Consider the following 14,244-nt stretch of genomic DNA (forward strand, 5'->3'; position numbering starts at 1 on the left):
GACCCTTGGCTCTAGCTGGTTTTTTCATGCCTATAACTAAAAAAAGTAAAACGGCGATTACGGCACTAACAATCCAACTAAACCCACCATCACGAACATTTACCATAGCAATCCAATCGGATTGATACTGAGACCAGAACTGCGCCACAAAAGTCATCCGGCCTGCGACCAGCGCCACTAAAAACACAATCCATAGGCTAGTTTCCAAGCGTATGTTTTTCTTTTTGTCTAAGTAACCAGCAACCACAAAGGCCACCATAACGGCAATTAAACCAAATAGTAAACGGGCCTCAATGGATAAGGGACCTAAGGTAATCACATGCATCGTTCTATATCCGCCATAAAGAACCAATAAGACACTGATAAAAGGCCTTAGTTCAATAACTGCATAAAATCAACCATCTTCTGTTGATTTTTAATGCCAGGAGCCTCCTCAATCGCACTACTAATATCAATCGCAAAGGGGTTATGTAATGCAATCTGCCCCAACACATTATCTGCCTTAATTCCTCCTGCTAAAATAATAGGAGGCTCGGTGGGTAGGCGCTGCGCATGAATTTCGTGTAATAACGCATCATCAAAACTAAGGCCACTGCCACCATAAGCGGGGCTAAAACTATCAAACAACCAGCCTTTAGCCAAAGCATACTGACGACAGCGTGTCAATAAGGCGTGTGGGCTATCCATACCTGGGGCCCCCACGCGAAATGCACGTATATACGGGTAATGGAAGGACTCACAAAAGGCGACGGATTCCTCGCCGTGAAACTGTAATAAATCAGGACGCATCTCACGGATCACCTGTTTTACAAATGCAGAACTAGGATTTACAAATAAAGCGACTGTTTGCACAAAGGCGGGTACTGCCTGACAAAGTGCTGTGGCTTTATCAACAGAAATATAACGTTTGCTTTTAGGATAGAACACAAAGCCAATTGCATCTGCCCCAGCATTCACCGCCGCATAAATATCCTCAGTACGGGTAAATCCACACATTTTTACGCGCGTGCGTCCCCTTATAGTGCTTTTCATATACGTGTCCTTAAATACAAAAACAGGCTGGTATTCCCAGCCTGCTTTGATTATCTATCTAGTAATTATTGGAAGGGACTATCACCACCATAGCCATAACCTCCCTCATCCCCATAGGTATTATCAATCCCAAACTGAATCTCTGACGGATCAATTTGAACCTGAGTCCCTTTATAGTGTGTGACCATGCCAGGAAACAGTAGCACAGCAGCAACCATTAGCAGCTGAATCACAATAAAAGGCACTGAACCCCAGTAAATATCACCTGTAGTGACTCGTTTAACCGGTTTTCCTGTGATGGTATCCACATAGTCTTCGCGTGGTGCGACCGAACGTAAGAAGAACAAAGCAAAACCAAACGGCGGATGCATAAATGAGGTTTGCATATTTACGGCTAGCAAAATACCAAACCAAATTAAATCAATCCCCATTTTATCGGCGACGGGTCCGAGTAGAGGCACAATAATAAAAGCTAACTCAAAGAAATCCAAGAAGAAAGCTAAGAAGAAGGTGAGTAAGCTCACTACAATCAAAAAGCCCATTTCTCCACCAGGCAAATCGACAAGCAAGCTCTCAACCCATAGATCCCCATTAATACCACGGAAACTCAGGCTGAAAATAGTTGAACCCACTAAAATGAACACGACAAAACAAGACAGTCTAGTCGTAGAGCTCATGGCCTGACCGAGCAATTTAAAGGATAAACGACCCCGTGAAACCGCCATGATAATAGCACCGACTGCGCCCATTGCCCCACCTTCGGTCGGTGTTGCAACCCCAATAAAAATTGTCCCCAACACTAAAAATATGAGGAACAAAGGGGGAATCATGACAAAGGTAACACGCTCAGCAATTTGAGAAAGCAGTCCGAGTTTCAGTCCTTTATTAATTACCGCAGCAATTAATGCCACCACACCCCATATCAATAACGCAATGACAACGAGTTCATCAATGGGTGCGTTCTCATGGGTGGAGAAATAGTAACCTGTCCCTAAATAAGAGATTCCTGCTGCTATCAATGTCAGTACAATTAAGGAGCGCAGACCTCGACTACCATCAGGCTCTACGTAGATACGAGCCTCAACCGGTAAGGCTGGCGCACTCTTGGGCTTAATAATTGCAAGAATAACAATGTATAAAATATAAGCTAAGGTCAGCAGTAGCCCTGGAACCATTGCGCCTCGGTACATATCACCAATGGAACGACCCAATTGATCCGCTAAAATGATCAAAACAATTGAAGGCGGAATAATCTGAGACAACGTGCCTGAGGCCGCAATGACACCCGTCGCCAAACGGCGATCATAGCCATAACGCAGCATAATAGGTAACGAAATCAGCCCCATCGAAATCACAGAGGCCGAAATCACACCAGTCGTGGCTGCCAACATCGCCCCTACAAAAACAACCGCAATCGCTAAGCCACCACGCACTGGGCCAAAGAGCTGACCAATCGTATCCAATAGGTCTTCTGCCATACCCGAGCGCTCAAGAATTAAGCCCATTAGGGTAAAGAACGGGACAGCTAATAGCGTGTCATTGGCCACAATTCCAAAAATACGTTGGGGTAAGGCCTGAAATAAAGCAGGCTGCATTAAGTTAAACTCAATGGCAACTAGCCCATATAAAATCCCTGTAGCAGCTAGGGTAAAAGCAACGGGAAAACCTAAGAGTAAAAAACCAATCAGGTTTATGAACATAATAGGTGCCAAATTGGCAATGATAAACTCCATCATACGGCACCCTTTTCAATATGTTGACGATGTGCTTCTAGTTTGGCTTCGGCATGTTTACGGATTTCCTCTGCCACATCCTCTTCGGGCTTTTGCATGGCCTCTGCCTGAGCAATCGGATCAGGACACTTACCCATTAAAAAACCAATGGATTTGATTAAATGCGAGAGCCCAGCCAAAGCCAATAAACCAAATCCTACTGGTATTAACAATTTAACAGGCCAACGAATTAAACCGCCTGTATTGGAGGACTGCTCTAAGAGCACGTAGGATTTATAAAAATAAGGAACAGACAACCAAAACACCAATAAACAAGCGGGTAGTAGGAAAAAAATCACACCTAAAATCTCTATGTAAGTCTGCGTTTTACGACTAAATCGCTGTGCAATCACATCAACTCGGACGTGTTCATTACGTAAAAAGGTGTAACCGGCAGCCAATAAGAAAATGGCACCAAATAAATACCATTGCAGCTCTAGCCACGCGTTAGAGCTAATGCTAAAAACCTTACGAATAATGGCGTTAGTCGCACTGACCACCACCACGATGAGAGTGAGCCAAGCAACAGCCCTCCCGACAGCTTGATTCAAGCGGTCTATAAGTGACGAGATTTTAAGTAAGAATGACATAAAAGTTTCATGCAACAAAAAATGGGATGTATGAGGTTGTTTACGATCCGATACAAACAATTCTATACGATCACCACCTTACAACTAAAAAAAAAGAAAAGCTCTAGGGAAAACCACAGTGCTTAGTCTACCAACTAATACCTAAATGTTGTTGACATAACTGCAGTGCTGTTGATTGAGGTAGCCCATGTTGTTCACCATAATCTACTCCGGCAAGATACAGCCCATCAGCGGCAAAGGTAGGCGCAGATAAGTGCCGGTCCTTTTGCTGCAATAAGTGCACAATCCAATCTGGTGACTGTCGCTGCATCCCCACATACACTAATGAACCCATCAGGTTTCTAATCATGTGGTGCAAAAACGCATTGGCAGAAAACTCAAAAATGAACAGCTCATCCTTTTGGTGTATATCAAGTTGCGTGATGGTTCGTACCGGACTTGCGGCCTGACACTCTGCTGCTCTAAAGGCACTGAAATCATGTTCACCCAAAAAATACTGTGCGGCCTGCCGCATGTGCTCTAGCACCAAAGGCTGATAAACCCAGCCTACCCGACCATGCCATAAGGGTGAACGAATCCGGGCATTGCGTAATACATACACATAACGTCTATTTTGCGCGGAAAAGCGGGCATGAAACTCAGAGCTAACGGGTTTGGCCCATTGCACAGAAATACTAGGTGGTAACAACGCATTAATGCCTCGTAACCAAGACTCTTGAGTCCGATGTGCGCGCGTGTCTAAATGCACAACTTGACTCAGAGCATGAACACCTGTATCTGTACGACCAGCACAAATAGTAGAAATGGGTTCAGCCAAAAACTGACTTAATACCTTTTCCAGTTGATCTTGTACGGTACGACCCGACGGTTGTTTTTGCCACCCATGCCATGTCGCACCGTCATAACACAGCCCTAAGGCTATTCGTTGTAGTGCCACTTATTTGATTTCCCTGAACTCAACCTCATCCGTAGGTGGGGAATTAAGATCTAAATTAATTTTATCGAGTTTTTCTCGTACCCGAGAGGAATGATAAGGTACGGATTCGGCGTACTCCATACGCCCCGCGTGACCACGCCTTAAAATCCAAGTAACGAGCAGCACCACCAGTAATAAAGCACCCAATAAAATACGGGTTAAGTGCTCATCAAACCAAGAGGCAGTATGCTCTGTCGCCGCTTCATTCACCAATGGAATATCTGGTGTCGTGTTAACCGCAGGAGGTGAAATGGAGTTCGGGTCCGAAGTGATTTCTGTGGATGACGCTGAATCCGTGGCAGAGTCTGTGGTCTGCTGAGTTTCAGGTAAAGACGTATCCGTTAACTGCTGTGTGTTTGTCGCAGAGACATCTGGAGCTGAAGCTAAAACATTGAGTTCAGAAGATGCACTGTCCGTTTGGGACAAGGTTTGCTCTGTGGGAACCAACGCATCCGTTGCGGTTTCCTCTGGTGTAGAGTCTGCCGCCTGCAACTGAGCCAGACGTTGTGCTGTATAAGCTAACTCTTGAGTCACTGCGGTGGCCTGATCTGCCTTAGCTTGTTTTTCTGTCTGAGCAGAAAGCTGCAAACGATCTGCCCCCGCATTGATGTCTTCTACTTGGGGTGAGACAGGTATAGGACTAGGTTCTGGTGTAGACGGCGTCGTATTTGGAGTCGCACTTTGCCCTTTGGCTATGCGCTGACGGTATTCATCAAACGATTGTAAGTGCTGCTGGTATAACTGACGGGCCTGCTGTGGACTAATAGCCGCTACCGTATCAACATCGGGGACAGTCAGTGTCGCCCCCGCACGTAGCAAATTCATATTACCTTGAATGAATGCTTCGGGGTTCGCCTGAACTAATGCCGCCATCATCTGCTGGTCAGAGTAAAGCGCATGACGTAATTGCCGAGCTATCCCATACAGATTTTGCCCCTTGCGCACCTGCAGCTGCTGTGTCGCTGGAGCGAGTGCCGCACTGGAATTTTCTGAGTTTGACTGCCCACTTTGCGTGGTTGGTGGTGTAGCCCTAGGCGCAGAAGCAGCCGCAGCCAAATGAACGGGAGTGTTTTGCTGGGCTTGTAATACGCTGACCTGATGGCGTTGAGTCGACATGTTAGTTTTTATATCAACCAATACATCTAACACACTGCTCTGGGCTGGCTGATCTGACTGTACCACCAACTGCATGCTATCCAAGGTAGGCCCAGGGATAAAATGCGTATTCAATGAGTCCAAGCCAACCGGAGGCGTTAGCCCCGCCTCTTGCCATGCTGCAGCCGGAGCTATTTGGGCTGATAAGCTAGTTAACTCAGACTGCGTTAAGCCTTTAATTTGTACCACTATGCGCAAAGGCTGATGCGCTAACGATGACACACGGCTATGCCCCAACGTTGCGGCTTGAACACTCAGTGCGCCGAACACTGCCGCCGCACCTGCACTTAGGATACATGCCGATAATCGGCGACAGTGAATGAGCATGCTTAGAGTTCCCCAAGAGCAATACGAAGCATACGACGTAGAGGCTCTGCTGCGCCCCATAACAGTTGGTCACCCACAGTAAATGCACTGAGGTAATCATTACCCATCGCTAGTTTACGCATACGACCTACTGGGATATCCATCGTGCCAGTCACAGCAACTGGAGTCAGCTCATTCATAGTGCGCTGACGCTCATTGGGAATAACTTTGGCCCAAGCAGACCCTTGGGAGATGATGTCACTGATTTCGTCCAAGGGAATATCTTTACGTAACTTAATCGTTAAGGCCTGACTGTGTGAGCGCATTGCACCAATACGCACACATAAACCATCAATAGGTACGTAGTTGTCCGTGGTATGACCCAAAACTTTGTTTGTTTCTACACCACCCTTCCATTCCTCGCGTGACATGCCATTACCCATATCGGAGTCAATCCAAGGGATTAGGTTACCGCCCAGAGGAACACCAAAATGTTGATGATCTAGGTCTGCAGACTTTTGTTTAGCCAACACACCACGATCAATATCGAGGATCGCGCCAGCAGGATCGTCTAATAGAGATTTAACTGCGCCGTTTAATTCGCCAAACTGGGTAAGGAGTTCGCGCATGTGTTGAGCACCACCACCAGAGGCTGCCTGATAGGTCATGGTTGTCATCCATTCAACTAAATCTTGTTTGAACAGACCACCCAAACCCATCAACATACAACTCACGGTACAGTTGCCACCAATGAATTGTTTAATGCCTTTGTTCAGACCATTATCAATCACGTCACGATTAATGGGATCCAAAACAATAATGGAGTCCTCTTCCATACGCAATGTACTGGCAGCATCAATCCATAGGCCGTCCCAACCTGCAGCACGCAGTTTTGGATAAACCTCAGTCGTGTAGTCGCCACCCTGAGCAGTAAGAATAATCGGTAATTTTTTTAATGCCTCAATATCATAAGCATCTTGGAGGGGACCTGCACCATCAGCCCAGCTAGGTGCTGCGCCACCGGCATTACTTGTAGAAAAGAAAACGGGTTCAAATAAGGAGAAGTCGTTTTCATCACGCATACGTTGCATGAGCACTGAGCCCACCATACCGCGCCAACCGATTAAACCTACTGCTTTTTTCATGAAAAATCACCTAACAAATAAAAAAGGGCTTTAATTCAATGCGTTTAATACTGCGTCGCCCATTTCAGACGTGCCAACTAGCTGTGTGCCTTCGCTATAAATGTCCGCGGTGCGCAAGCCTTGTTCTAAGACTGTAGCAACCGCTTTTTCAATGCGTTGAGCTTCGGCTTCGCGACCTAAGGAATAACGCAACAGCATTGCAGCAGAAAGAATGGTAGCCAAGGGATTGGCTTTATTCTGACCGGCAATATCAGGAGCGGAGCCATGGCTAGGCTCATATAGTCCTTGATTCGATGCATTGAGAGAGGCCGAAGGCAACATACCAATCGAACCCGTTAACATTGCGGCCTCGTCTGACAAAATGTCACCAAAGATATTTCCCGTAACGATCACATCGAACTCTTTGGGCGCGCGCACCAGCTGCATAGCAGCATTATCCACATACATATGGCTTAATTCTACATCAGGATAGTCCTTTGCGACGTCGATGATTACATCGCGCCATAACTGTGAGGTTTCTAAGACGTTTGCCTTATCCACACTGCATAGTTTTTTATTGCGCTTTTGAGCTGCCTCAAACGCGACTTTCGCAATGCGGCGAATTTCCGTTTCCGCATACATCATGGTGTCGTAACCTTGTTTATCACCAGCAAAAGGCCCGTCTTCTAGTGTACGTACACCACGAGGCTGACCAAAGTAAATATCCCCAGTCAACTCACGAATAATCAAAATATCCAAGCCAGACACAATCTCTGGTTTTAAGCTAGATGCAGCCGCTAACTGTGGGTACAAAATGGCCGGACGGAAGTTCGCAAACAATCCCATGGCTTTGCGCAAACCTAAAATAGCCTGCTCAGGGCGTAACTCACGAGCGAGGGAGTCATACTTCCAGTCACCGACGGCACCAAATAGAATAGCAGCCGAATTTTGAGCTAAATCCAATGTTTCTTGGGGTAGAGGATGACCATGTAAGTCATACGCAGCACCGCCAACAGGTGCCTCAACTAAGGTTAAATCAGGGGCAACGGCTTGAAGTACACGAGCCGCTTGAGTGGTGATCTCTTGACCAATACCATCACCAGCTAATACAGCAATCTGAGTCATTATTATGATCCTTAATGGGTTTTTATTTGTCTTACATTAGGCCAAAGCATCAGCAACAAGCCAAGGGTGGCGTGCTAAGCGTTCGGCCTCAAATTGTTTAATTTGGTCTGCTTTTTGTAGTGTCTGACCAATTTCATCTAAACCATTTAACAACGAGTTTTTACGTGAGGCATCAATCTCAAAAGCAAACTCCTCTCCGGACGGCGACACCACGACCTGACGTGCTAAATCAACTGTTAGTTCATAACCGGGGAACGCTTTAACCTCATCAAATAGACGCGCCACCTGTAGTTCAGACAACACAATGGGTAACAAGCCATTTTTAAAACTATTATTGAAGAAAATATCTGCAAATGAAGGTGCAATAATGGCTCTGAATCCATACTGCAATAAAGCCCAAGGAGCATGTTCACGACTAGAGCCACAGCCAAAGTTTTTACGCGCTAATAAAATAGAAGCACCTTGGTAGCGACTTTGGTTCAAGACAAAGTCCGGGTTTTTAGGTCTGGCATCATTATCCATACCAGGCTCACCATGATCCAAATACCTTAGCTCATCAAATAGATTTGGACCAAAACCAGTGCGTTTAATGGATTTTAAAAACTGTTTAGGAATGATTAAGTCCGTATCGACGTTTTCACGATCTAAGGGAGCCACCAATCCTTTATGTGTAGTAAATGCTTGCATGAGGATTCCTTGAGTTAGTTGTAGTTACGGACATCAACAAAATGACCGGCAATAGCGGCAGCAGCAGCCATAGCAGGGCTCACCAAATGGGTACGACCTCCCATACCTTGACGACCCTCAAAGTTACGGTTTGACGTAGCAGCACAACGCTCACCAGGATCAAGTCGGTCCGCATTCATGGCTAAACACATGGAGCAACCAGGCTCACGCCATTCAAATCCTGCCTCAAGGAAGATTTTGTCCAACCCTTCTTTTTCGGCCTGCATTTTCACCAATCCTGAGCCCGGCACAATCATGGCTTGCTTTACATTCGCAGCGACCTTGCGGCCTCGAGCAACTTGGGCCGCATCACGTAAGTCTTCAATACGTGCATTCGTACAGGAGCCAATAAACACTTTATCAATACGCACATCAGTAATAGGCTGCATGGGATTTAACCCCATGTACTCCAATGCTCGGATCATACCGTCACGTGTCACATCATCTTTTTCTTTATCTGGATCTGGCACACTTTGAGTAATATCCAATACCATTTCTGGTGAGGTTCCCCATGTCACCTGAGGAGCAATATCTGCCGCATTTAACTCAATGACCTTATCAAACTGAGCACCTTCATCAGAATGAAGGGTTTTCCAATAGGCTACCGCCTGATCCCAAAGCACGCCAGTCGGTGCGTAAGGGCGACCACGGAAGTAATCAATGGTTTTATTATCTACGGCTACCATACCGGAACGAGCCCCGGCTTCGATTGCCATATTACATACCGTCATGCGGCCTTCCATGCTGAGATCAGCCATCGCACTGCCAGCAAACTCAATCGCATAACCTGTCCCACCAGCCGTACCAATTTTGCCAATCACATACAAAATTAAATCTTTAGCAGTACAGCCAAAAGGAAGCTTGCCATTTACCTTAACCAACATGCTCTTGCTTTTTTTCATGACTAAGGTTTGGGTTGCTAATACGTGCTCGACCTCTGAGGTACCAATACCAAAAGCCAACGCCCCTACTGCACCGTGTGTACTGGTATGAGAATCACCACATACTACGGTCATGCCTGGTAAGGTTGCCCCTTGCTCTGGTCCAATAATATGCACGATTCCTTGGCGCCTATCATTCATGTCAAACAAAGTAATACCGTGTTTTTGACAGTTTTTCTCTAAGGTATCTACTTGTAATTTAGAGATAGGGTCTTCGATACCTGCCGCGCGTGAAGTAGTAGGCACATTATGATCGGCTACAGCTAAGTTCGCACTAATACGCCAAGGTTTACGACCAGCTAACTCTAGGCCTTCAAAGGCTTGGGGGCTGGTGACCTCGTGCAATAATTGACGATCAATATAAATCAAACAGGTGCCATCATCTTCGCGGTGAATCACATGCGAATCAAATAATTTATCGTATAAGGTTTTAGCCATTTGAGTCTCGCCAAAAATTAAAAGTGCAATAAGTACGTTTTATTATGCCCCTATTTTAAACCGGTACAAGACCAATACATATACTGGTATAAATAATAATAGGATAATAAGACTGTAAAAAAACCGTGCTCAATCTCGGTAAGCACGGTCATGGGTGTTAGTTATCTTTTATTCTGCTCATACAACGGCATTACACGCTGTGCTGCAATTTGCAAATCATTAATACGAGAAGCGGGTGAGGGATGAGTAGACAAAAATTCAGGAGGGCTATCACCACCTACCTGCGCCATTTTTTGCCATAAGGTCACGGCAGCCCGAGGATCATATCCTGCACGTGCTGCAAGCTCTACCCCTAAGCGATCAGCCTCCATTTCATGGGTGCGGCTATTAGGCAGATTAAACATCACATTGGTCAAGGTGCCACCTAAATCATTGACTAGGGAGCTACCCACCACGGCAGAAAGTACAGACAAGCCGATATTAGTCGCCATCTGTTGTGACATTTGCTCGCGGGAGTGCTCTCGAAGCGCATGCGCCATCTCGTGACCAATTACCGCAGCTAGCTCGTCATCAGTGGCTTTGGTTTTATTGATGAGACCCGTGTATACCGCCATTTTCCCACCAGGCATACACCACGCATTTACCTCATTGCTATTAAAGACATGAATCTCCCACGCCCAGTTTTGTGCATCTGGTCTAAAAACACCCACCTGCTGAATTAAGCGCTGTGCAATAGTGCGAACCCGCTTTGTTTGGGCCTGATTCACATCTAACGCCGATTGCGCACGTGCTTGGCTTACCATTTGGTTGTATTGCTGAGTTGCTGTCTGATTTAGTTCAGCCTCGGACACCAAGCTCGACATGTATTGCTTGCGTTCAATCCCTACGGTGCCTGTTCCAGTCGTATCCATCGCTGTACACGCCACCAAGAAGCTAGCACCTGAGACTAATGCTAAGCCTTTAATTTTCCTCGCTAATACCTTCATTCTACCTCCTCTGGGGCTAGCCAATCACTGCCGCACTGCGCACGTTGACGCAACAACTGATCCATAATCACAATAGCTAACAAGCTTTCCGCAATCGGGGTAGCCCGAATCCCCACACATGGATCATGCCGACCTAAAGTCTGCACCTCGACCGGCTCGCCGGCCTGATTGATCGAGGGGCGCTTGATGCGAATACTGGAAGTAGGCTTAATCGCCAAAGACACCTCAATATTCTGACCAGTCGAGATACCCCCTAAAATACCACCAGCATGATTCGACTCAAAACCAGTGGGCGTAATCGCATCCCCATGCTCTGAGCCCCGCTGTGAAACAGACTCAAAGCCAGCCCCAATCTCAACCCCTTTGACGGCGTTTAACCCCATCATGGCATACGCAATCTCTGCATCAATACGGGCATAGATAGGCTCCCCTAATCCAGCGGGAACGTGTTCCGCGACCACTTCGATACGCGCCCCAATCGAGTCCCCGTCTTTACGCAATGCATCCATATAGACCTCTAGTTCAGGGACTACATCCGCATTAGGAGCATAAAAAGGATTGTTCGCAACCTCATCCCATGATTGAAAGGGAATCACAATGGGGCCTAGCTGACTCATGTACCCCCGAATTAACACGCCAAACTGCTCAGATAACCATTTTTTAGCAATGGCACCTGCAGCGACCGTAGGAGCGGTTAAACGAGCAGAGGAACGGCCTCCGCCACGTGGGTCTCTAATGCCATATTTACGCCAATACGCATAGTCAGCATGACCAGGCCTAAAGGTATCTACAATATTGCCATAATCCTTGCTACGGGCATCGGTATTGCGAATCAATAAGCTAATTGGCGTTCCTGTGGTTTTACCTTGATACACACCCGATAAAATCTCTACTTGATCCGCCTCTTGACGCTGCGTCACATGCCGTGAAGTCCCGGGACGACGACGATCTAACTCCAACTGTATATCGGCTTCAGATAAAGCTAAACCAGGAGGACACCCATCAATCACTGCCCCAATGGCAGGGCCATGTGATTCGCCATAATTCGTTACCCGAAACAATTTCCCTAATGTGTTGGCCGCCATAACAAATTCAAATCCAAAAGTTAATTAATTTTTATTGGGATCAATCATACCCAAATAACGTCGTCGTCACACTAAGAAGAACAACTTAGCGCAGGCAATAATTGATCTGCAGTCGGAGGTAATGCCAAATCATCGTAACCCTCTTGCCACTCATAAGGTTGCGCTAACACCTTAAATAAGCGATCCAAGGGCTCGACATCTCCCTTTTGGGCGGCGTCGATGGCAATTTGAGCTAAATGATTACGCAACACATATAACGGATTGTGTTGATTCATCTGTTGTAATCGTGCTGACAAGGTCTGTTGGTTTTGTTGACTGCGCTGTACATAACGCTGTAGCCAAGCTTGAGCAGCAGCGCTGTGTTCAAATAAAGCTAGCCAAGCATCAGGATGCTCAAACACGGTGCTCAGTGATCTGAAACTCAGAGTAAGATCGGCTTGATGATCATGCAACAATTGCCACCAGTCATTGGCAAGCACTTCATCGCCACTACGCCATTGATCAAAACCAAATTTTTGCTGTAAGTTCGAATGGTATTGCAATAAATAATCATTTTCATAGTGGCCTAATACCTCTTGCAACTCTGCCTCTGTACATATATCTAAAAAACAGCTGGCTAAGCGTGCTAAATTCCAATGCACGATGGAAGGTTGTCTAAACCAAGCATAACGCCCCCCTTGATCCGTGCGATTACAAATATAGTCGATCTTAAATCCATCAATAAAAGCATACGGCCCGTAATCAATGGTCAACCCCAGTATTGACATGTTATCGGTATTCATCACCCCATGACAGAATCCGACTGTTTGCCAATGCGCAACCAGCTGCGCACTACGCCGAACCACCTCGCGCAATACACCCTGCACCAACTGCGCATCAGAACTTAGTCCTGGCGTCCCAACTTTCGGATAAAAATGATCGACCACATAATGCAAAAGCTGTACTAATTGCTTTGGATGGTTTGCCCAATGCTCAAACGAGCCAAAGCGAATAAAACTAGGTGCGGTACGAGCCACAACGGCAGCCGTCTCAACGGTTTCTCTGTAGACTGGATCATCCGACACCACGATAGCTAAAGCCTGCGTCGTCGGAATGCCTAAGCCTGTCATAGCTTGACTTGCTAAATACTCTCGAATTGAAGAACGCAAGACAGCTCGACCATCCCCCATTCGGGAGTAAGGCGTTAAACCCGCCCCTTTAAGCTGTATTTCTAATGGCCCTGAGTCTGTCTGCACGGCCCCGAGCAAATGAGCCCGACCATCTCCTAGCTGCCCCGCCCAGTGACCAAACTGGTGCCCACTGTACACAGCTGCTAGCGTTTTCCCATTAGGTAAGGGTTGATTACCCGCCATCGTTTGCACAAAACTCACACTCTGGATGGCATCACTCGTTAATCCGATGGACTGAGCCAAAGCGTTATTAGCATGTAACAAGCGAGGTGCTGTTAAGCCCTGCGGATCCAGTCGCGTATAAAAAGCGGAGCCCAACTCTGCGAAATGATTCGTAATTAATGAAGGGTCAAATAATGGGCTCATTTAGTGGACTCCAAGGTGGCAGCCTGTTGTTCTTTTTTATGCTTTTTCGCCAGTTTTTTAGCAGGCCAAAGATAATAAAGTGCGCATGCATAAAAAACAAAAGATAATACAATTTCTATATAGGCCATATATACCGACATCGGATTCGGATCAGACCAAGCCCGTGTCACGCCTTCCATGAAATACAACAAAACAAGCATAGAAGACCATTGCATGGTGTAATTATTCCCTTTGAGTACTCCTCGCAAAGGGAATAATAACGGAATCACCTTTAACACCAAATAAGAGCCGCCGGGTCGTATAGGAGCAATAAACAGCTCCCACACAAGGCAAAGAATGATTAAGCCAACTAGCGCAAGCGCAGCAACTCGATACAAAATAGGATTTAATTGCGGTTTCATACTGTTATTATCGCTGGATGCACAGCCCTTAAAATGTAAGCACAGGTAAAGT

General features: G+C 46.3%; 14 protein-coding genes. All 14 read right to left on the reverse strand.

The genetic code is table 11. The features are described from left to right. On the reverse strand, positions 1-325 hold a 325-nt coding region (locus tag Q0Z62_RS05385; protein ID WP_298051815.1), incomplete at its 3' end, for a prolipoprotein diacylglyceryl transferase family protein. 47 nt (positions 326-372) lie between these two features. Beyond that, entirely contained in the window at positions 373-1,032 is a 660-nt protein-coding gene (locus tag Q0Z62_RS05390; RefSeq protein WP_298051818.1) for a phosphoribosylanthranilate isomerase, read from the reverse strand. A gap of 65 nt (positions 1,033-1,097) precedes the next feature. Continuing rightward, positions 1,098-2,765, reverse strand: coding sequence for a TRAP transporter large permease subunit (locus tag Q0Z62_RS05395; RefSeq protein WP_298051918.1), 1,668 nt, complete (start codon positions 2,763-2,765; stop codon positions 1,098-1,100). Next, a complete protein-coding gene (locus Q0Z62_RS05400) occupies positions 2,765-3,394 on the reverse strand; it encodes a TRAP transporter small permease subunit (protein ID WP_269901881.1) in 630 nt (209 codons plus the stop codon). Before Q0Z62_RS05400 ends, Q0Z62_RS05395 begins: the two co-directional genes overlap by 1 nt. Positions 3,395-3,521: 127 nt before the next feature. After that, positions 3,522-4,331: a tRNA pseudouridine(38-40) synthase TruA gene (truA, locus tag Q0Z62_RS05405; protein WP_269901880.1), complete on the reverse strand. Its 810-nt coding sequence runs from the start codon at positions 4,329-4,331 to the stop codon at positions 3,522-3,524. Then, positions 4,332-5,852: a FimV family protein gene (locus Q0Z62_RS05410; protein WP_298051824.1), complete on the reverse strand. Its 1,521-nt coding sequence runs from the start codon at positions 5,850-5,852 to the stop codon at positions 4,332-4,334. It abuts the gene before it with no gap. A gap of 2 nt (positions 5,853-5,854) precedes the next feature. Further along, on the reverse strand, positions 5,855-6,976 hold the full coding sequence (gene asd, locus Q0Z62_RS05415; protein ID WP_269901878.1) for an aspartate-semialdehyde dehydrogenase: 1,122 nt from the start codon (positions 6,974-6,976) through the stop codon (positions 5,855-5,857). Between the two features lie 30 nt (positions 6,977-7,006). Then, positions 7,007-8,080 carry a 3-isopropylmalate dehydrogenase gene (gene leuB / locus Q0Z62_RS05420; RefSeq protein WP_298051829.1) on the reverse strand — a complete coding sequence of 358 codons (1,074 nt, stop codon included), beginning with the start codon at positions 8,078-8,080 and terminating at the stop codon, positions 7,007-7,009. Positions 8,081-8,116: 36 nt separating this feature from the next. Beyond that, entirely contained in the window at positions 8,117-8,767 is a 651-nt protein-coding gene (gene leuD, locus Q0Z62_RS05425; protein ID WP_269901876.1) for a 3-isopropylmalate dehydratase small subunit, read from the reverse strand. Positions 8,768-8,781: 14 nt separating this feature from the next. After that, positions 8,782-10,185 (reverse strand): 3-isopropylmalate dehydratase large subunit, encoded by a 1,404-nt coding sequence (gene leuC / locus Q0Z62_RS05430; RefSeq protein WP_298051833.1) that lies wholly within the window; start codon positions 10,183-10,185, stop codon positions 8,782-8,784. Positions 10,186-10,346: 161 nt separating this feature from the next. Next, positions 10,347-11,171, reverse strand: a complete 825-nt coding sequence (locus Q0Z62_RS05435; RefSeq protein WP_269901874.1) for a M48 family metalloprotease — start codon at positions 11,169-11,171, stop codon at positions 10,347-10,349. Beyond that, positions 11,168-12,256, reverse strand: coding sequence for a chorismate synthase (gene aroC / locus Q0Z62_RS05440; protein WP_298051836.1), 1,089 nt, complete (start codon positions 12,254-12,256; stop codon positions 11,168-11,170). Before aroC ends, Q0Z62_RS05435 begins: the two co-directional genes overlap by 4 nt. Positions 12,257-12,327: 71 nt before the next feature. Then, positions 12,328-13,791: a YdiU family protein gene (locus Q0Z62_RS05445; RefSeq protein ID WP_269901872.1), complete on the reverse strand. Its 1,464-nt coding sequence runs from the start codon at positions 13,789-13,791 to the stop codon at positions 12,328-12,330. Further along, positions 13,788-14,192 carry a DUF2069 domain-containing protein gene (locus Q0Z62_RS05450; RefSeq protein ID WP_298051838.1) on the reverse strand — a complete coding sequence of 135 codons (405 nt, stop codon included), beginning with the start codon at positions 14,190-14,192 and terminating at the stop codon, positions 13,788-13,790. The genes Q0Z62_RS05445 and Q0Z62_RS05450 overlap by 4 nt, the downstream gene beginning before the upstream one ends. Between the last annotated feature and the right edge of the window lie 52 nt (positions 14,193-14,244).

Origin of the sequence: uncultured Paenalcaligenes sp., from assembly GCF_947630565.1 — a bacterium.
In the GTDB taxonomy this organism is placed as follows: domain Bacteria; phylum Pseudomonadota; class Gammaproteobacteria; order Burkholderiales; family Burkholderiaceae_B; genus Paenalcaligenes; species Paenalcaligenes faecalis.

Bases quoted from the DNA above. Each gene is read 5' to 3' on its own strand.
- Q0Z62_RS05390 (WP_298051818.1), bottom strand. From the start codon at position 1,032: ATGAAAAGCACTATAAGGGGACGCACGCGCGTAAAAATGTGTGGATTT.
- Q0Z62_RS05395 (WP_298051918.1), bottom strand. From the start codon at position 2,765: ATGGAGTTTATCATTGCCAATTTGGCACCTATTATGTTCATAAACCTG.
- Q0Z62_RS05400 (WP_269901881.1), bottom strand. From the start codon at position 3,394: ATGTCATTCTTACTTAAAATCTCGTCACTTATAGACCGCTTGAATCAA.
- Q0Z62_RS05410 (WP_298051824.1), bottom strand. From the start codon at position 5,852: ATGCTCATTCACTGTCGCCGATTATCGGCATGTATCCTAAGTGCAGGT.
- asd (WP_269901878.1), bottom strand. From the start codon at position 6,976: ATGAAAAAAGCAGTAGGTTTAATCGGTTGGCGCGGTATGGTGGGCTCA.
- leuB (WP_298051829.1), bottom strand. From the start codon at position 8,080: ATGACTCAGATTGCTGTATTAGCTGGTGATGGTATTGGTCAAGAGATC.
- leuD (WP_269901876.1), bottom strand. From the start codon at position 8,767: ATGCAAGCATTTACTACACATAAAGGATTGGTGGCTCCCTTAGATCGT.
- leuC (WP_298051833.1), bottom strand. From the start codon at position 10,185: ATGGCTAAAACCTTATACGATAAATTATTTGATTCGCATGTGATTCAC.
- Q0Z62_RS05435 (WP_269901874.1), bottom strand. From the start codon at position 11,171: ATGAAGGTATTAGCGAGGAAAATTAAAGGCTTAGCATTAGTCTCAGGT.
- aroC (WP_298051836.1), bottom strand. From the start codon at position 12,256: ATGGCGGCCAACACATTAGGGAAATTGTTTCGGGTAACGAATTATGGC.
- Q0Z62_RS05445 (WP_269901872.1), bottom strand. From the start codon at position 13,791: ATGAGCCCATTATTTGACCCTTCATTAATTACGAATCATTTCGCAGAG.
- Q0Z62_RS05450 (WP_298051838.1), bottom strand. From the start codon at position 14,192: ATGAAACCGCAATTAAATCCTATTTTGTATCGAGTTGCTGCGCTTGCG.